General features: G+C 64.3%; 17 protein-coding genes. 12 read left to right on the top strand and 5 right to left on the bottom strand.

Annotation, left to right across the window (positions count from 1 at the left end; genetic code table 11):
* The first annotated feature begins 68 nt into the window (after window positions 1-68).
* From B9A23_RS14205 to B9A23_RS14190, 4 genes are all read left to right on the top strand, one after another.
* On the top strand, window positions 69-1,412 hold the full coding sequence (locus B9A23_RS14205) for a S41 family peptidase (RefSeq protein WP_084279812.1): 1,344 nt from the start codon (window positions 69-71) through the stop codon (window positions 1,410-1,412).
* Window positions 1,413-1,425: 13 nt separating this feature from the next.
* On the top strand, window positions 1,426-1,914 hold the full coding sequence (locus B9A23_RS14200) for a disulfide bond formation protein B (RefSeq protein ID WP_084279734.1): 489 nt from the start codon (window positions 1,426-1,428) through the stop codon (window positions 1,912-1,914).
* On the top strand, window positions 1,911-2,420 hold the full coding sequence (locus tag B9A23_RS14195; protein ID WP_084279733.1) for a demethoxyubiquinone hydroxylase family protein: 510 nt from the start codon (window positions 1,911-1,913) through the stop codon (window positions 2,418-2,420). The genes B9A23_RS14200 and B9A23_RS14195 overlap by 4 nt, the downstream gene beginning before the upstream one ends.
* 100 nt (window positions 2,421-2,520) lie before the next feature.
* Window positions 2,521-3,093, top strand: coding sequence for a hypothetical protein (locus tag B9A23_RS14190; protein ID WP_368655941.1), 573 nt, complete (start codon window positions 2,521-2,523; stop codon window positions 3,091-3,093).
* 52 nt (window positions 3,094-3,145) lie between these two features.
* On the opposite strand, the gene fabI is transcribed toward B9A23_RS14190, so the two are convergent.
* The 3 genes from fabI to B9A23_RS14175 all read right to left on the bottom strand — a co-directional run bounded on the left by fabI (window position 3,146) and on the right by B9A23_RS14175 (window position 5,973).
* Complete coding sequence (gene fabI / locus B9A23_RS14185; protein WP_084279732.1) at window positions 3,146-3,949, bottom strand: enoyl-ACP reductase FabI; 804 nt, start codon at window positions 3,947-3,949, stop codon at window positions 3,146-3,148.
* Window positions 3,946-4,944: a YihY/virulence factor BrkB family protein gene (locus B9A23_RS14180; RefSeq protein WP_084279810.1), complete on the bottom strand. Its 999-nt coding sequence runs from the start codon at window positions 4,942-4,944 to the stop codon at window positions 3,946-3,948. Before B9A23_RS14180 ends, fabI begins: the two co-directional genes overlap by 4 nt.
* A gap of 78 nt (window positions 4,945-5,022) precedes the next feature.
* Complete coding sequence (locus tag B9A23_RS14175; RefSeq protein ID WP_084279731.1) at window positions 5,023-5,973, bottom strand: DnaJ C-terminal domain-containing protein; 951 nt, start codon at window positions 5,971-5,973, stop codon at window positions 5,023-5,025.
* 248 nt (window positions 5,974-6,221) lie between these two features.
* On the opposite strand from B9A23_RS14175, the gene pdxH reads away from it, so the two are divergent.
* From pdxH to B9A23_RS14160, 3 genes are read left to right on the top strand one after another with little or no spacing between them, the layout of a single operon-like run.
* Window positions 6,222-6,839, top strand: a complete 618-nt coding sequence (gene pdxH / locus B9A23_RS14170) for a pyridoxamine 5'-phosphate oxidase (RefSeq protein WP_084279730.1) — start codon at window positions 6,222-6,224, stop codon at window positions 6,837-6,839.
* Between the two features lie 10 nt (window positions 6,840-6,849).
* Window positions 6,850-7,830, top strand: coding sequence for a cation diffusion facilitator family transporter (locus B9A23_RS14165; protein WP_084279729.1), 981 nt, complete (start codon window positions 6,850-6,852; stop codon window positions 7,828-7,830).
* A complete protein-coding gene (locus B9A23_RS14160; RefSeq protein ID WP_084279728.1) occupies window positions 7,827-8,642 on the top strand; it encodes a PhzF family phenazine biosynthesis protein in 816 nt (271 codons plus the stop codon). Before B9A23_RS14165 ends, B9A23_RS14160 begins: the two co-directional genes overlap by 4 nt.
* 35 nt (window positions 8,643-8,677) lie before the next feature.
* Here B9A23_RS14160 and B9A23_RS14155 read toward each other — a convergent pair whose 3' ends face one another.
* A complete protein-coding gene (locus B9A23_RS14155) occupies window positions 8,678-9,802 on the bottom strand; it encodes a serine hydrolase domain-containing protein (protein ID WP_084279727.1) in 1,125 nt (374 codons plus the stop codon).
* Between the two features lie 32 nt (window positions 9,803-9,834).
* Between B9A23_RS14155 and B9A23_RS14150 the strand changes: the two genes are divergently transcribed.
* Window positions 9,835-10,206 carry a hypothetical protein gene (locus B9A23_RS14150; protein ID WP_176217999.1) on the top strand — a complete coding sequence of 124 codons (372 nt, stop codon included), beginning with the start codon at window positions 9,835-9,837 and terminating at the stop codon, window positions 10,204-10,206.
* A 7-nt stretch (window positions 10,207-10,213) separates the two neighbouring features.
* Here B9A23_RS14150 and mnmA read toward each other — a convergent pair whose 3' ends face one another.
* Window positions 10,214-11,353: a tRNA 2-thiouridine(34) synthase MnmA gene (gene mnmA / locus B9A23_RS14145; protein WP_084279726.1), complete on the bottom strand. Its 1,140-nt coding sequence runs from the start codon at window positions 11,351-11,353 to the stop codon at window positions 10,214-10,216.
* 172 nt (window positions 11,354-11,525) lie between these two features.
* Between mnmA and B9A23_RS14140 the strand changes: the two genes are divergently transcribed.
* From B9A23_RS14140 to B9A23_RS14125, 4 genes are all read left to right on the top strand, one after another.
* Entirely contained in the window at window positions 11,526-11,876 is a 351-nt protein-coding gene (locus tag B9A23_RS14140) for a hypothetical protein (RefSeq protein ID WP_139797478.1), read from the top strand.
* A gap of 1 nt (window position 11,877) precedes the next feature.
* Window positions 11,878-12,177: a CtrA inhibitor SciP gene (locus B9A23_RS14135; RefSeq protein ID WP_084279724.1), complete on the top strand. Its 300-nt coding sequence runs from the start codon at window positions 11,878-11,880 to the stop codon at window positions 12,175-12,177.
* 321 nt (window positions 12,178-12,498) lie between these two features.
* Window positions 12,499-13,779, top strand: coding sequence for an efflux RND transporter periplasmic adaptor subunit (locus B9A23_RS14130; protein ID WP_254895123.1), 1,281 nt, complete (start codon window positions 12,499-12,501; stop codon window positions 13,777-13,779).
* A 9-nt stretch (window positions 13,780-13,788) separates the two neighbouring features.
* A complete protein-coding gene (locus B9A23_RS14125) occupies window positions 13,789-16,971 on the top strand; it encodes an efflux RND transporter permease subunit (RefSeq protein ID WP_084279723.1) in 3,183 nt (1,060 codons plus the stop codon).
* Window positions 16,972-17,074: the final 103 nt, after the last annotated feature.

Here is a 17,074-nt window from a genome sequence, read left to right as displayed (position 1 = left end):
GGCGTTAATTCGCGCAGCCCTATACAACGGCTGCAATGAACGCTTCCACGCGAAAGGCCCTTGGGCAGATGAAGTTCGCTCCCCTGCTGCGCGCGACCGCGCTGGTCACCGCCGTAGCCCTGATTCCGGCCACCACCACCGGTCTTGCCGCTGTCGATGCCAAGACCGGCCCCGAATTCGGAAAGCTGATCGCGGTCTATGAACGCATCAAGGCCAACTATGTCGAGCCGGTGGACGACGACAAGCTGCTGAAGGGCGCGATCGACGGCATGCTTGCCACGCTCGATCCCCACAGCAGCTATCTCGACGTCCGCGATTTCGAGAACCTGCGTACCCAGACCGAAGGGTCTTATGGTGGGCTGGGCCTGTCGGTGACAATGGACGATGGCGCGGTCAAGGTCATCGCGCCGACCAAGGGCAGCCCTGCCGACCTTGCGGGGATCAAGGCGGGTGATTTCATCACGCACCTCGATGGCAAGCTGATCTACGGCGGCTCGCTGGACGAGGCGGTGGACCAGATGCGCGGGGTGCCGGGCACCTCGATCAAGCTCAGCATCTTCCGCCCCGGCCGTGACGAGCCGTTCGACGTTGCCGTCACCCGCAAGATCATCGAACTGAAGCCCGTCGAGTGGGAGCTTCAGGGCAATGTCGGGGTGATCTCGGTCTCGAGCTTCAGCGCCGATGTCGGCGCGTCGGTCCAGCGTGCCTGGAACGAGATCAAGGCTAAGACCGGCGGCAAGGTCACCGGGCTTGTGCTCGACCTGCGCGGCAACCCGGGTGGTCTGTTGGACGAGGCCGTTGCGCTGTCCGACCTGTTCCTCGACAAGGGCACCATCGTTTCGCAGCGTGGCCGCTATGCCCGCGACAACGAGGTCTATCCGGCCGAGATCGACACCAAGGGCGATATCGCCAAGGGCGTGCCGATGATCGTCCTGATCGACGAAGGTTCGGCTTCGGCTTCGGAAATCGTCGCAGGCGCCTTGCAGGACCAGCATCGCGCCGTGGTCATGGGCCAGCGCAGCTTCGGCAAGGGCAGCGTGCAGACGCTGATTCCGCTGACCCGCGATACCGCGGTCAAGCTGACCACCGCCCGCTATTACACGCCGTCAGGCCGCAGCGTGCAGGAAGGCGGCATCGATCCCGATATCGCTGTGCCGCAGATTTCCGATCCCGATCTCAGGAAGCGCCAGCTGCGCTCCTATCGCGAAAGCGACCTGCGCGGCCACCTGATCAACGAGATCAAGCTTGAGGACAAGGATCTCGAAAAGGACAAGGTCGATGATCCGCGCTTCAAGATGACCCAGGAAGAGCTGAAGGCCAAGAACATCAAGGACTTCCAGCTTTACTACGCAGTGCAGACGATCGGGCGCACAGGCCCCGGCACGGCGCTGGCTGCGAAGCTGAAGCGCTGAGGGGCAGGTTCCCGTGACGTCGCAGCAGTCTCGCAACGCCGCCTATGCGCTTGCCCTGATCGTTCCCGCCGCGCTGATGGGCGGTGCGCTCGTCTCGCAATACGTGTTCGGCCTTTATCCTTGCCAGATGTGCTGGTGGCAGCGTTATCCGCACATCGCGGCAATCGTGCTGGCTGTGCTGGCGATGATGATGAAGGGCAAAGGTTCGGGCGATCTCGCCGTCACGCTGGCCGCGATTGCGATCGGAATTTCCGGCCTGATCGGCGCTTTCCATGCCGGTGTCGAATACAACTGGTGGGAAGGCGTGACGGCCTGTTCTACCGTGGCCGGGGGCGGCAATCCGCTCGATGCGATCATGAATGCACCGGTGGTGCGCTGTGATGTCGCCCCATGGTCCATGTTCGGGATCAGCCTGGCCGGGTTCAATTTCCTGATCTCCACTGCCGGCGCGATCCTTATCTTCGCGCTGTTGGGCAAAGGCCGCAAGGGAACCGTACGATGACCAAGTTTGCCGAAATGCTGCGGGTCGACCAGGCCGGGGAATTCGGTGCGACCCGGATCTATGCCGGTCAGCTTGCCGTGATGGGCAACCGCGCGCCGCATTCGGCCGAGATCGCCGCGATGGCCGAACAGGAAGCGGGGCACCGCGAAAAGTTCGATGCGCTGATCGCGCGTCGCGGGGTGCGTCCCACCGCGCTGCAGCCGGTATGGTCTGCGGCAGGCTTCGCACTTGGCGCAGCGACGGCGCTTATCGGCCCGGAAGCCGCGATGGCCTGCACTGCCGCGATCGAGACCGAGATTGACCGCCACTATACCGAACAGCTTGATGAACTGGGCGACAAAGACCCCGAACTCGCCGCGATGATCCGCGAATTCCGCGATGACGAGCGCGAGCATCGCGATGCCGCGCTTGCCGCCGGTGCGGAGAAGGCGCCTGCCTATCCGGTGCTGTTCCACGCCATCCGTCTGGGGTGCCGCGCCGCGATCGCGCTTTCCAGGCGAATCTGATCCGGCGCGATTTGATCGAGCGCAGGGAACACTTGCGCTTCATCTACCATTCAGTGGCATGGCGTCCTATATCGCCGACAAGCCTGACCGGAGACCAATGATGAAGCGCCTGATTACCGCCGCCCTGCTGCTGTCTGGCGTCTCTGCCGCCCCGGCCTTTGCGCAAGCTGAAGGTCCGCTGGTCGATCCCTCGGGAGAGAAGGTCAACCAGCTTATCGTCTATGGCGACGATCCCTGCCCTAAGTCCGATGGCAACACCATCACGGTCTGCGCGCGCAAGGAAGAGGAAGAGCGCTTCCGCATTCCCAGGCCGCTGCGCGACAATCCCAACGCCGCGGTCAACCAGGCATGGAGCCAGAAGGTCCGCGCCTATGAAACGGTCGGCAACTTCGGCACCAATTCCTGCTCGGCCGTCGGTGCCGGTGGCGCCACGGGTTGCCTGACGCGCCTGATTGACCGTGCCTATGCCGAAAAGCGCAGCGGTTCGGACGTGCAGTTCGGCAAGCTGATCGAGGAAGAACGCGCCAAGCGCCTCGAGACGATCGACGCCGATGCTGCCGCAGAGCAGGGCCGCGTCGAGCAGATCGAAAAGGAATACGAAGCGCGGCTGAAGCGCGAGCGCGAACAGGCGGGCGAGCAGGCCCCTGCAGTGCCGACCCCGGCGCAGCCCTGATTTATAACCTCGTCATTCTCGCGCAGGCGGGAATGACGAGGATCGGGTGACCTCACCCCAGCGCGATGTCCGGCGCGTCTTCCTGCTTCATGCCGACCGTGTGGTAGCCGGCATCGACGTGATGCGTCTCGCCAGTGACACCCGATGACAGGTCGGACAGCAGGTAGAGCCCTGCCCCGCCGACGTCTTCGATGGTCACGTTGCGGCGCAACGGGCTGTTCAGTTCGTTCCACTTGAGGATGTAGCGGAAGTCGCCGATGCCGCTGGCGGCCAGCGTCTTGATCGGTCCGGCCGAAATTGCGTTCACGCGCACGCCTGCAGGGCCGCAGTCGTTGGCCAGGTACTTGACGCTGGTTTCCAGAGCGGCCTTGGCCACGCCCATGACGTTGTAGTGCGGGACGACCTTTTCGGCGCCGTAGTAGGTCAGCGTCAGGATTGAACCGCCGTTCGGCATCATCTCCATCGCCCGCTTGGTCACGGCGACGAGGCTGTAGGCCGAGATGTTCATCGTCATCAGGAAGTTGTCGAGCGTGGTGTCGTAGAACTTGCCGCGCAACTGGTTCTTGTCGGAATAGCCGATGGCGTGGACGATGAAATCGATCGTCGGCCATCTTGCCTTCAGCGTCTCGAACGTCTGGTCGAGCGCGGCCATGTCGGACACATCGCATTCGATCAGGAAATCGCTGCCCAGGCTTGCCGCCAGCGGGCGTACGCGCTTTTCTAGTGCTTCGCCCTGATAGGAGAAGGCCAGTTCCGCGCCATGTTCGTGCAGTTGCTTGGCAATACCCCAGGCAAGCGACTTGTCGTTGGCAAGGCCCATGATCAGGCCGCGCTTGCCTTGCATAAGTCCGGTCATGCGTCTTCGTTCTCGCTTCTAGTCTCGTTCCCGGCGCTCGCCGCCAAGGCGCGTGCGCGATTATCGGCCTGCCCAAGCATGTCGCGCTCTTCCGGCGTTTCGGCAAGGGCTGCGTTGAGTTCGGCTCCTACAACCATCCCTAAGCCGACAAGCCAGAAAAAGAAAAGGGCGATCATCATCCCGGCAAGACTTCCGTAGGTGAGATCGTACGAGAAAAAGGTGCGCAGCGCGGTCGGCAGGATCGTGGTGACCGCGATCCACCAGATCGTAACGAACAGGGCGCCGGGCCATTTCGGATAGTTTCGCCCGCGATAGGCGCCCGGCGTGAGCGATACGAACAGCAGCCAGAGCGCACCGTACAGGACGACCGCGGGGATGAAGCGGGACAACGCCAGGCTGCCGATCAGGTCGGCGAATTGCGGCAGCCATGCTTCGATGACTTCCTGCGCTGCACCGATCAGCACTTGCGCGAAGATGGCGAGCAGGATCAGCACCACCGAGGCCAGGGTAATGCCGGTCGATGCCAGGCGATAGCGCCAGAAGGCGTGTTCCCACCGCGTGCCATAGGCACGGCGCAGCACATCGCGGATGGTCTCGACAAGGCTGCCGACCGTCCAGAGCCCGAAGATGCCGCCGATCCACAGCAGCCAGCCAGTGCGCGCTTCGATCACGCTGCGGGCAACCGGTTCGATCGTTGCGGCCACGACCGGAGGCAGGGCAAACAGGACGGTGTCGATCGCCGCAGCGCGCTGGCTTGCCTCGCCGATGAACGAAAACAGCGCCGCGCCGGTGATGAAGAACGGGAAAAGTGCGATCACGATCATGTAGGCAAAGTTGCCGGCATGGATCGATCCGTCATTGAAGACGCCGGTCCAGACGCGTTTGACCACTTCCCAGAACTTGCTTCCGGGGCCCAGCCGCTGCCGTGCCTCGACCACGCCCTGGCGCCACAGCACCGCCTCCATTCGCCGTGCCTCGGGCGAAAGGTTGGGCATATCCAGCAGCGGACGCATATCGGGCGTGTCAGTGCCCGGCAGGGACTGATCAGGCCCTGTCGCTGACTCTTCGGTCACTCAGACTCCCAGCTTGTCGCGAAGGTTGCGCATATCCTGCCAACCCTCAAGACGCGCTCTGAGATCCAAGTCTTCTGCCGGAATTTCAATCTGCAAGGTCACCAGCTGATCGCCGCGCGTGCCATCCTTGCGGGTAAATCCGCGGCCCTTGAGGCGCAGGGTCCGACCGCTGGAGCTTCCCGGCGCGACCGTCAGCATGACCGCACCGTCGACCGTCGGCACCTTGACCTTTGCACCATTCAGCGCCTCCGAAAGGCTGATAGGCAGGTCGAGCCGGATGTTGTCGCCATCGCGTTCGAAAAAGGAATGGCTGCCGATCTCGATAGTGACGATCGCATCGCCATTGCCGCCCGGCCCCGGTTCGCCCTTGCCCCCCAGCCGCATCTGCTGGCCATTTTCCAGCCCGGCCGGGAGCTTGAGGTCAATGGTCTTGCCATCGGACAGGGTGATGCGCTGGTTGGCGCGCGTCGCTGCGTCGACGAACGCGACCTGCAGGCGATAACTGACATTGGCGCCCTTGGGCGGAGGACCGCGGCGCGCGCCGCCACCCATTCCACCCATTCCGCCCATGCCACCACGCCCGCCGAACAGGCCTTCGAATATGTCGCCGATGTCGATGCCTTCGGCACCGCCGCCGCCACCGCCAAAGCCGCCCTCGAAGCCGCCGTCGTGCCGGAAACCGCCTTGCGATCCGCGAAAGCCGCCGCCGCCGCCAAACGGCCCGGAGGGATTGCCGTCGGCATCGATCTCGCCGCGGTCGAACTTGGCCCGCTTGTCCTTGTCGGACAGCAGGTCATAGGCGCGGGTCACTTCGGAAAACCGCTCCGCCGCCTTGGGATTGTCCTTGTTGGTATCCGGGTGAAGCTCTTTTGCCAGCTTGCGATAGGCGGACTTTATGTCCTTCTCGCTCGCATTGCGAGCCACCCCCAGAATGGAATACGGATCAGCCATGGCCCACTAGCTAGGGCGCGCGGCGCCTGCCCGCAAGGTTGGCTTTCCGACATTGACCGAGAAGAGTAGACCCTTGCGATGCAATTGATCCCGGTCATGGAAAGCTGCTGCCCATCTCGCACAGTCCCTTGCAAAGGCACAGGTCCCGGTCGTCAGGACACGGTGACCGACCGGCGTTATCTCTTGCTCCCCTGCCCCTCACTCCTTTTCCCTTGGACTGTGTAAACCCCGTAAACCCCTTTCAGGAAATGCCGGTGCAATCCGAACAGACCTCTGACGCCATTCCGCACGCAGATCCCTTTGCGATCTTCGATTTCTGGTTCGCGCAAGCGCAGGACAGCGAACCCAACGATCCCAACGCCATGGCGCTCGCCACCGCCACGCCCGATGGCCATCCCTCGGTGCGGATGGTGCTGCTCAAGGGCCACGGCCCCGATGGCTTCATGTTCTATACCAACTTCCATAGCCGCAAGGGCGGTGAACTGGCCGCCAACCCCAACGTCGCGCTGCTGTTTCACTGGAAGTCGTTGCGTCGCCAGATCCGCATCGAGGGCAGCATCGCCGAAGTGAGCCCGGCGGAGGCCGATGCCTACTTCGCCAGCCGCCATCCCGAGTCGCGTCTCGGCTCGGCTGCTTCGGACCAGTCGCGCCCGCTGCCTGACCGGCAAGTCTATCTCGACCGCGTCGCCGCCCTGCGCGAACGCTATCCCGATGGCGATGTGCCCCGCCCGGCGCACTGGTCGGGCTATCGCGTCACGCCCTCGGCCATCGAGTTCTGGCAGGACCGCGACTACCGCCTGCACGAACGACGCCGCTTCGTTGCCGATGGCGCAGGTGGCTGGACCAGCACCCTGCTTTACCCCTAAAGCCCTGGACATGAGCGAGACACATGCCGATCTGAACCGCAAGGCTGCCCTGGCCAGCATTTCCGTTGCGGTCCTGCTGGTCGGCATGAAGGCATGGGCGGTTATCTCCACCGGATCGACCGCGATGCTGGGATCGCTGGCCGATACCGCACTCGATCTCGTGGCCAGCCTCGCCACGCTGCTTGGCGTCTGGGTCGCCTCGCAACCCGACGATCACAACCACCGCTTCGGTCATGGCAAGGCCGAGGCGCTGGCGGCGATGTTCCAGGTCGTGCTGATCTCGATCTCGGCGATCGGCCTCGCCTTCCGCGCGGTCGGCCAGTTTCTCGGGTCCGCCCAGGTTGCCGAGGCCGAATCGGGCGTGATCGTCTCGACCATCGCTCTGGTGGCGACGGTGGCGCTCCTCGCCTATCAGCGGCACGTCATCCGCCAGACCGGCAGCCTCGCGATCAGTACCGACAACGTCCACTACAAGTCGGACCTGTTCCTCAACCTCGCCGTGATCGCCGCCCTTGTCCTGGACACTTTCGTCGGCATCAAGGGCGCGGACGCGGTCTTCGCCTTCGGGATCGCCCTGTGGCTGGCCTGGGGGGCGTGGGGTGCATCGCAGGAGGCCGTGGACCAGCTCATGGATCACGAGTGGCCGATCGAGAAGCGCGAACGGTTTCTCGAAGTCGTTGCCCAGCATCCCGAACTGAAGGGCCTGCACGACTTGCGCACGCGCACCAGCGGCAACCGCGATTTCGTCCAGTTCCACGTCTGGATTGACGGACGCATGACCGTAACCGAAGCGCACAGGGTCATGGACGAGATCGAGGAAAAGCTGATGGCGGAGTTTCCCGGCGTCGAAATCCTCATCCACCCCGATCCCGAAGGCCTCGTCGACGAGGACACGATGGGCGCGGAAAACCTGCTCAATCAGGGGCCTGACGGTCTCAGCCCCGCCATTCTCGCCCAAGGCTCGCCCAATACCGGAGCGCTCAACCCGTGACCGATTCGAAAGTGCCCTATTTTCACGTCGATGCCTTCACCGCGCGCCCGCTTGGCGGAAACCAGGCGGCAGTGATGATTCTTGAAGCCTGGCCGGAAGATGCGACGCTTCAAGCCATCGGCGCCGAAAACAATTTTGCCGAGACGGCCTTTCTCGTACCGGACGCGACCGGTGCCGCCGATTTCGAACTGCGCTGGTTCACGCCGTCAGTCGAGGTCGTGATGTGCGGCCACGCCACGCTGGCTTCGGGCCATGTCGTTCTGTCACAGGACCCGATGCGGGGTACGGTGCGCTTTGCCACGCGCAAGGCGGGGATTCTGGAAGTTTCGCGCGATGGCGATCGCTATGCGCTTTCGTTGCCGCAGGTGCCGACCGAGCCGGGGGAGAGCGGCGACGACGCGGCAATGCTGGGCGATGCCGTGCCGAGAGAAGTGTGGCGCGGCGATGGCTACAATATCTTCCACTATGCCTCCGCCGAAGACGTTCTGGCGCTTTCGCCCGATTTCAAGGCGCTCCTGCGCTTCGGCGATGCGCAGTTCATCGCCACCGCTCCGGGCGCCGGGCATGAATCGGGCGCTGACATCGTCAGCCGCGTCTTCGTGCCTGGCGGCGGGATCGACGAGGATGCGGCAACGGGCTCGGCCCATGCCGCGCTGACGCCCTACTGGGTGCCCCGGCTGGGACGCACGAGCTTTACCGCCTATCAGGCATCGGCACGCGGTGCGGATTTCACCTGCCGGCTCGAAGGGGCACGCGTCCTTCTCGGCGGCGACTGCGTGACAGTGGTCGAAGGCCTGTTCCGGCTGCCCTGATCGGGTGCCCTGATCGGCTGCCCTGGCCGTTCGCCCTATCGGTAGACCGCCACTATGTCGGCAAGGCCGTCGACAACCGGCGGCAACTGGTCATCCTGGGTCTTGCCAAGCCTCACCACCGTCAGGCCGAGGCTGGGGCTGACGAGCACGTACTGGCCAAGATGTCCGACGCAGGCGAACAGGTCCTTGGGGCCGCGGTCGGGGAACAGCGCGGGATTGCCGGTGGTTGGCGTGCGATTGAGCCAGATCTGCGCGCCATACTGCTTTTCGCGCGGGGAAGGCGTGACCATGAACTCGATCCACTGACGCGGAATGATCTGAGCGCCCTTGACCGATCCCTTGGTGCGCAGGAACTCGCCGAAGCGCGCCCAGTCTCGCGCCGTTCCGTGGATCAGCGAGCCGCCGACCAGCGTGCCGGCGCGGTCGAATTCGGGCAGCATCGATTTCATCCCGGCCGGTTCGAGCAGCCGCGTGCGCAGATAGTCCGCCACGGCACGACGGCGACTGTCAGGATCGGGCGCCGGCGACAGCACGCGCGCGGCAAGGTCGGCCAGGATCACGCTCGTCGCGGTGGAATACTCGAACGTGCGACCGGGCTCGGATTCGAGCGGTTGCTCTTCGGCATAGCGCGCCATGTTATCGCGGCCATCGAGGAACAGCATGCGGACTTCGTCGGACTGATAGATCGGCGAGATCGCCTCGGCATGGCGGAGGCCTGAACGCATCTGCAGCAACTGGCGCAAGGTGATCTCGCCGCGCGGGTCGCCGGGGCGCTGCCATGCCGGCACCGGTGCGGTTTCATCCAGCCGCAGACGTCCGTCCGAAACCAGCATGCCGATCATCACACCGGTCACCGACTTGGCCATCGACCAGCTCACGAAGCGGGTGTTCTCGTGATAGCCTTCGGCATAGCGCTCGGCGACGATCCGGCCATTCTTCATGACGATCACCGCGCGCGTCTCGCCCATCTCCTGCGCAAACAGCGCATCGATCGCCCGCGCCAGCCTTTCCCGGTCCGCGCCCGGATCCCTGGTTACGGCCTTAAGCGCCTCCTCGGAAACCGGCGGCGGTCCTTCGGGCTGATTCGTCCCCTGCGAACACGCGCCCAGCACTGGCAGCAGCGCGAGTGCGAAGGTAAGGGAAGGAATGCGGCGGATCATCGGATTCGTCCTTTCCTCCAGAATCGGCAAGCATGGCAACCGGCAACCACAGTTCCCCCACAACTCCGTCGCTGACGATAGCGCCGCGCAGCAATTGGCGGTGGCGCTTGGCGCTGATCGGGCTGGCCGCGCTTGTGGCCGTGCTCGTCGTCATGTGGCCCGGCATCCGGGGCTATTCGCTGACCGGAACAAGCTATGGCGCGCGGGTGGCATGCTCGTGCCGCTATGCCGGTGGCAGATCGCTGGCCGACTGTCGCAAGGATTTCGAGCCAGGCATGGCGCTGGTCTCGCTCAACGAGGACAGCGCGCGCAAGAGCGTGACCGCCCGCATGGCGCTGCTGTATCCGCAGACGGCGACTTACCGCGAGGGATCGGGCTGCGTGCTGCAACCCTGGCAGGACTGAAGACGAATCAGTCTTCCCAGCGCCGGGTAGAATCGATCCATCCCCCGCCAACCACTCTTTCGCCAGCGTAGAGCACTGCCGCCTGTCCCGGCGCAACGCCATACTCCGGCTGCAGGAAGCGCAGCGTGGCGGTGCCACCGTCGCCCAAGGAGCCATCCAGCTCGACCGGCACGGGCTTTGCCAGCGACCGCACCTTTGCCATGAGCGGACCACCGGGTAGCGGGCCGATGCGATTCGTCTCGGTGATGACAGCCTGCCCCACCGCCAGCATTGGCCGCGGTCCCACAAGCACCCGGCGCGCGGCCGCATCAAGCCCGATCACATAGAGCGGTTCGGGCTGGCCCCCGATCTCCAGCCCACGGCGCTGGCCCACGGTGTAATGGATGATGCCGCGGTGCTGCCCCAGCACGACCCCGGTGCGGGCATCGACGATATCGCCGGGCGCATCGCCTTCTGGCCGGACTGCCCGCACGATCTTGGCGTAATCGCCATCCGGAACGAAGCAGATGTCCTGGCTGTCGGGCTTGGCAGCAACGGCCAGGCCCATTTCCTCGGCGATGGCGCGGGTTTGCGTCTTCGGCAGCCCGCCCAGCGGAAAGCGCAGGAAATCGAGCTGGGCTTCGGTGGTGCCGTACAGGAAGTAGGACTGGTCGCGCGCGGGATCGAGCGCGCGGTGCAATTCGGCACCGGACGGGCCCATGACGCGGCGGACGTAGTGCCCGGTGGCAAGGCAATCTGCGCCAAGTTCGCGCGCCATCGCCAGCAGATCGGTGAACTTTGGCCCCATGTTGCAACGGACGCAGGGGATCGGCGTGCGGCCCTGCAGGTAATCGTCGGCAAAGCGCTCGACCACGTCCTCGCGGAAGCTCGATTCGTGATCGAACACGTAGTGGGCTATGCCGAGACGGTCCGCGACGGTACGGGCATCACGGATATCGTCGCCAGCGCAACAAGCGCCCTTGCGGCCAGTGGCAGCGCCGTAATCGTAAAGTTGCAGCGTCACGCCGATGACCTCGGCACCAGTGCGCGCGGCCAGACCTGCGACGACCGAACTGTCGACGCCGCCGGACATGGCAACGACGATGCGGCGCGCCGAAAGTGGCGAGGGCAAGTCGAAAAGGTTGGGCAGAGTCGCAAGGGAAGCCATGCCGGCCGCCTTAGGCGCAACTGCCTCGCAGCGCAAAGGCCGCGCTTTCGCCCAGCGCTCCCTCCTGCGCCTGACGCAATCGACCGGGCGATGGCTGGAGCCTAAACAAAAGTTGAAGTGGCTATTTACCGTACCTTAGCCATCTCGCCCCTAGAAGGTCCTGGCAATGGACATGACCTTCAACGATCCCGGCGCGTTCGTCACGGCAGATCCGGTCAGCGGGCTTCGGCCCATGACCTGGCACGGCCTGTGTGCACGCATCGTCGCTGCACAGGATCTGCGCCGCGTGCTCGAAGCAGGCGGCGACAGTGATGCGGCGGCTGCGACCGGCAGCTTCCACGGTGCTGCCGCACGGCTCATTACATCCGGTTTTCCGGGCGTTTCGACCGTTGTGGAGGAGGGTAACCGGCGCGTTAACCCTACCTCTTCAGTGAATGGCAAATCCGATCTGGCCACATCAGGCGGCACGTACCCAGCGACGCGACCAGGGGCATGGCCGCATCGCGCTGAACCACGAGATTAACATGATCGAGAACCAGAAAATCCGCCCGGCTCAGGTCATCGGCCCTCTTGGTGAGCCTCTGACGCTCGACAGCCTGCCGCCGCCGACAACCACGCGCTGGGTCGTTCGCCGCAAGGCCGAAGTCGTGGCTGCCGTCAATGGTGGCCTGCTGACGATCGACGAGGTCTGCGAGCGTTACAGCCTTACGCTCGAGGAATTCGCATCGTGGCAGCGAGCGGTCGACCGTTCCGGCATGCAGGGACTGCGCGTGACCCGCATCCAGCACTACCGCGATCTTTACGAGCGGCAGCTCAAGTACTGATCCACTAGCCAGCGCCATTCACAGCGGCCGCTTCCTTAGGGGAGCGGCCGTTGTTCTTTATGGACCTTAGAACCTGCTGCAATTGGGCGGGCTGACCGATACAAAAAGTTACAGGTGCAAGAAAGACACGCTTTCCAAAACGGCATAAGTCCTTCGTCGAGACGGAATTGCGCCTTGTCGGAAGCGGGTCTATTGCCCTTCACCGTCCTGCCAGAAGGGCAGGGCCGCATGATTGCGGCAAGTGCACTATCGATGTAACACACCTACTCGAGCAGCAAGGGGCCCGACCTCGCCCGCAATGGGACGTTGGCGGTGATGATCATGAACTACGAATCGACCATCAATCCGGGGCAGGCAATGGCGCTCGATGGCGCAGGCGATGGTGGCCGTACCGGTGCCGGAAACGGCTCCAGTCCTGCGCATCGTTCGGGCGACCGCGGCAGCGATGGTGGTGCCATCGCAGGTCTGGGTGGCGATGACGGTGACGGTTCGGGGCCGGATGGCCGATTCCCCCGCCGCAACTGGATCATTGCCATCGTGGTGCTGGTCCTCCTGGTGGGCGCATGGTTCCTGATGCACAGGGGCTCGGATGAACCGGAAGGCGCCGCCAAGCAGCAGGCGCAGGTCGTTTCGGTCGTTGTGCCCGGCGTGACCACCATTGCCGCCGAGATCACTGCCAGCGGCACGATCGCCGCGCGCCGCGAAATGCCGGTTGGCGTGGCAGGCGAGGGTGGGCAAGTTGTCCGCGTCCTCGTCGATGCCGGAGACTGGGTCCAGGCCGGACAGACCCTTGCGGTGATCGACCGTGCCGTGCAGACGCAGCAGATCGCCAGCCAGGCAGCGAACGTCGAAGTCGCCGCGGCGGATGCCCGTCTGGCACAGGCCAACCTTGATCGTGCACTCAAGCTCGTTGAACGCGGCTTCATCTCGAAGGCCGATGTCGATCGGCTGACCGCCACCCGCGATGCCGCGGTTGCGCGCGTGCGCGTTGCCCGCGCCAGCCTTGGTGAACTGGGGGCACGGGCTGCGCGCCTCAACATCGTCGCTCCGGCAGCAGGTCTCGTGCTCACGCGCGCCGCCGAACCGGGGCAGATCGTCAGCCCCGGCACCGGCGTCCTGTTCTCGATGGCGCGGGATGGCGAGATGGAGATGCAAGCGCGCCTGTCCGAAGCCGATCTTGCCAAGCTTTCCGTGGGTTCCGCCGCGCAGGTTGTGCCGGTCGGGTCGTCGCGCACTTTCACCGGGCAGGTCTGGCAGGTTTCGCCGACCATCAACCAGACGACGCGTGAAGGCGTTGCCCGCATCGCGCTCAATTTCGATCGTGCGCTGCGTCCCGGTGGATTTGCCACCGCAACCCTGCGTTCGGGCACGATCAACGCTCCGCTGCTGCCGGAATCGGCAATTCTCAGCGATGAGAAGGGCTCGTTCGTCTATGTCGTCGGCCAGGACAACAAGGTTGAACGTCGGCCTGTCCGGACCGGCGAGGTCAGCGCCAAGGGCATTGCCGTGGTCGAAGGATTGTCCGGGCGTGAACGCATCGTGCTGCGGGCTGGCGGCTTCCTCAACCCCGGCGACAAGGTTCAGCCGGTTCTCGCGAAGTAGGGCCAGGGCATGAATTTCCAGAACATCTCGTCCTGGTGCATCCGCAACCCGGTCGTACCGATCGTCCTGTTCCTCGGGCTGACGCTGGCGGGGTTGGTGTCCTTCATGCAGATGAAGGTGCAGGACAACCCCGACATCGAATTCCCGGTCGTCATCGTCCAGATCTCGCAGCCGGGCGCAGCACCGACCGAGATCGAGAACCAGATCACGCAGCGCGTGGAATCCGCGGTGCGTTCGATCGCAGGCGTCGACACCCTGACCTCCACCGCATCGGAGGGTAGCAGCCAGACCCAGGTCCAGTTCAAGATCGGTCAGGACATCAACGCCGCGGTCAACGAGGTCAAGAACCAGGTCGACCAGATCCGGTCCGACCTGCCCGAAGGGATTCTCGAACCGCAGGTATTCAAGGTCGAAACCTCGTCGAGCCCGATCGCCTACTTCGCGGTCGCCGCCGACGACATGACCATCGAGCAGCTTTCGTGGTTCATCGACGACACCATCGCCAAGCGGTTGCTGACTGTTCCGGGAATGGCCGAAGTGAGCCGCTCGGGCGGCGTAAACCGTGAAATCGCGGTCACGCTCGATCCGGCCAAGATGAACGCCCTTGGCGTGACGGCCAGCCAGGTCAACGCCGCGCTGCGGCAGGTCAACATCAATGCCGCCGGTGGCCGCACCGAAGTCGCCGGATCGCGCCAGTCGGTCCGCGTGCTCGGCAACGCCAAGACGGCCTACGACCTCTCCCAGACCGAGATCACCCTTGGCGGCAACCGCCGGGTGCGCCTGTCCGATGTTGCCGACGTTCGCGATTCCTACAGCGAGCTGACCTCGATCTCGAAGTTCAACGGCCGCGCCGTCGTGACCTTCTCCATGTCCCGCGCCCGTGGCGAATCCGACGTGTCGGTCTATGACGGCGCGCTCAAGGAAATGGCGAAGATCGAGAAGGAGCAGGGCGGCAAGATTCACTTCGAACTGCTGTTCACCTCGGTCACCTACACCAAGGACCAGTACCGTTCCTCGATGAACGCGATGGTCGAAGGCGCGGTGCTGGCCGTGATTGTGGTGTTCTTCTTCCTGCGTGATTGGCGCGCCACCATCGTGTCGGCGATTGCCATTCCGCTGTCCTCGATCCCCACCTTCTGGGTGCTCGATCTCATGGGCTTCACGCTCAACCAGATGTCGTTGCTTGCCCTCGGGCTCGTGGCGGGTGTGCTGGTCGACGATGCCATCGTCGAGATCGAGAACATCGTGCGACACATGCGCATGGGCAAGACCGCCTATCAGGCGGCAATCGACGCGGCCGACGAGATCGGCCTGGCAGTTGTCGCCACGACGTTCTCGATCGTCGCGGTGTTCTTCCCGGTTGCTTTGATGCCCGGGGTTTCGGGCCAGTTCTTCAAGAACTTCGGCCTGACGGTCGTAATCTCCGTGCTGTTCTCGCTGCTTGTTGCGCGCATGATCACGCCGATGATCGCCGCCTACTTCCTCAAGGCGCATGGCGAGGCCGAGCACGGCGGCGGGCGCTGGATGGATCAGTACATGAAAATCCTCGGCTGGTCGCTGGATACGTCGAAGGCCAAGGCCTATCGCGCGCGTCATCCGCGCCGCCGTTTCCTCGCCCGGCTGCGCGATCATCGCGTGTGGATGATGGGCATCGGCTTTGTGGCGCTGCTGCTGACGCTGGTCATGTTCACCGTCATTCCCGCGCAGTTCTTCCCCGATACCGACAGCGACTCGAGCACGGTCAACATCGAGATGGTGCCCGGCACGACGCTCGAGCAGAGCGAGCGCAAGGTGAGCCAGGTCGTCAGCCTGCTTGCCAGCCAGCAGGAAGTGGAATCGCAGCTTGCCTCGGTGCGCGAAGCGCGTGGCAACATCTACGTCAATCTGCGCAAGGACCGCGTGCGGTCCAGCCTCGATTTCGAACGCGAGCTCACGCCGCAACTGCAGAAGATCGCCGACGCGCGCGTGACGTTCCAGGCGCAGGGGCCAAGCGGTCCGGGCGGTGGTTCGGGTCGGCCGATCAGCATCATGCTGGCAGGCTCGGATCCCGAGCTTCTCCAGAAGACCGCGCAGACCCTGGTTGACCAGATGAGCCAGCTTTCGCTGGTCGTGGCACCGCGCATCAGTGCCGATTTGCGCAGGCCCGAAGTGATCATCCGTCCCCGCCTTGACCTTGCTGCCGACCTTGGCGTGACCACGCAGTCGCTCAGCCAGGTCATCCGCATCGCAACCCAGGGCGAGATCGACCAGAACAGCGCCAAGTTCTCGCTGTCAGACCGTCAGGTTCCGATCCGCGTCAAGCTGCCGGTCGAATCGCGCCGCGACCTGTCGACGATCGAAAACCTTCCGGTGCCCACTGCCTCGGGCGGGTCGGTGCCGCTTTCGCGCGTGGCGGAAATCGGCTTCGGTTCAGGACCTACGCAGATCCAGCGCTATAACCAGAGCCGCCGTGTCTTCGTCGGGGCAGACTTGCCTCCCGGCGTGGTCAAGGGCGATGCGATGGCCGCCATCGCGAAGCTGCCGATCATGAAGAACCTGCCGCAGGGCGTCTCCAACACGGCCGCGGGCGAGGACAAGTTCCAGAACGAACTGATCACCAACTTCCTGATTGCGGTCGCATCGGGCATCCTGCTGGTCTTTTCGGTGCTGGTGCTGCTCTATCACCGCTTCATTTCGCCGCTGGTCAACATGGGGTCGCTGTTCCTCGCGCCGCTTGGCGGATTGCTGGCGATCTGGGCCGTCGGGCAGGCGCTTTCGCTGCCGGTGTTCATCGGCATACTGATGCTGTTCGGCATCGTCGCCAAGAACTCGATCCTGCTGATCGACTTCGCGCTCGAGGAAATGGCGACCGGCAAGAACAAGCTCGAAGCGATCGTCGAAGCCGGCCACAAGCGTGCGCAGCCGATTATCATGACCACGGTCGCGATGGTCGCAGGCATGATCCCGACGTCGCTGGCGATTGGCGGCGACAGCGGCTGGCGTGCGCCGATGGGTATCGTCGTCATCGGCGGCCTGACGCTCTCGACCGCCCTGACCTTGCTTATCGTGCCGGCTGGTTTCAGCCTTGCCGATGGCGTTGAAAAGCGGCTCGGGCCGTGGCTGGCGCGCAACCTGCTGGGGCATGATCCCCGCAACGACATGACTGGCCAGCCCCGGAACGAACCCGTGCACGAGGCATTACCGGCGGAGTGATCGCCAACCAAACCGATCGGACCGGTGCGCCAGTCGCAAGAGATGCCGGGAGCAGGGTGCACCGCCTGAGAGGGGCTGGTGCGTGGGTGAGCGGCGCAGCGCC

Source organism: Novosphingobium sp. B1 (genome assembly GCF_900176395.1).
Taxonomy (GTDB): domain Bacteria; phylum Pseudomonadota; class Alphaproteobacteria; order Sphingomonadales; family Sphingomonadaceae; genus Novosphingobium.
Note: the sequence above shows the minus strand (reverse complement) of the source record. Positions and strands in the feature narration are given on the sequence as shown.

What these genes read in the sequence shown, in the direction of transcription:
- B9A23_RS14205 (WP_084279812.1), top strand. Translation starts at nt 69, where the DNA reads ATGAAGTTCGCTCCCCTGCTGCGCGCGACCGCGCTGGTCACCGCCGTA.
- B9A23_RS14195 (WP_084279733.1), top strand. Translation starts at nt 1,911, where the DNA reads ATGACCAAGTTTGCCGAAATGCTGCGGGTCGACCAGGCCGGGGAATTC.
- B9A23_RS14190 (WP_368655941.1), top strand. Translation starts at nt 2,521, where the DNA reads ATGAAGCGCCTGATTACCGCCGCCCTGCTGCTGTCTGGCGTCTCTGCC.
- fabI (WP_084279732.1), bottom strand. Translation starts at nt 3,949, where the DNA reads ATGACCGGACTTATGCAAGGCAAGCGCGGCCTGATCATGGGCCTTGCC.
- B9A23_RS14180 (WP_084279810.1), bottom strand. Translation starts at nt 4,944, where the DNA reads ATGCCCAACCTTTCGCCCGAGGCACGGCGAATGGAGGCGGTGCTGTGG.
- B9A23_RS14175 (WP_084279731.1), bottom strand. Translation starts at nt 5,973, where the DNA reads ATGGCTGATCCGTATTCCATTCTGGGGGTGGCTCGCAATGCGAGCGAG.
- pdxH (WP_084279730.1), top strand. Translation starts at nt 6,222, where the DNA reads ATGCCGGTGCAATCCGAACAGACCTCTGACGCCATTCCGCACGCAGAT.
- B9A23_RS14165 (WP_084279729.1), top strand. Translation starts at nt 6,850, where the DNA reads ATGAGCGAGACACATGCCGATCTGAACCGCAAGGCTGCCCTGGCCAGC.
- B9A23_RS14155 (WP_084279727.1), bottom strand. Translation starts at nt 9,802, where the DNA reads ATGATCCGCCGCATTCCTTCCCTTACCTTCGCACTCGCGCTGCTGCCA.
- B9A23_RS14150 (WP_176217999.1), top strand. Translation starts at nt 9,835, where the DNA reads ATGGCAACCGGCAACCACAGTTCCCCCACAACTCCGTCGCTGACGATA.
- mnmA (WP_084279726.1), bottom strand. Translation starts at nt 11,353, where the DNA reads ATGGCTTCCCTTGCGACTCTGCCCAACCTTTTCGACTTGCCCTCGCCA.
- B9A23_RS14140 (WP_139797478.1), top strand. Translation starts at nt 11,526, where the DNA reads ATGACCTTCAACGATCCCGGCGCGTTCGTCACGGCAGATCCGGTCAGC.
- B9A23_RS14135 (WP_084279724.1), top strand. Translation starts at nt 11,878, where the DNA reads ATGATCGAGAACCAGAAAATCCGCCCGGCTCAGGTCATCGGCCCTCTT.
- B9A23_RS14130 (WP_254895123.1), top strand. Translation starts at nt 12,499, where the DNA reads ATGAACTACGAATCGACCATCAATCCGGGGCAGGCAATGGCGCTCGAT.
- B9A23_RS14125 (WP_084279723.1), top strand. Translation starts at nt 13,789, where the DNA reads ATGAATTTCCAGAACATCTCGTCCTGGTGCATCCGCAACCCGGTCGTA.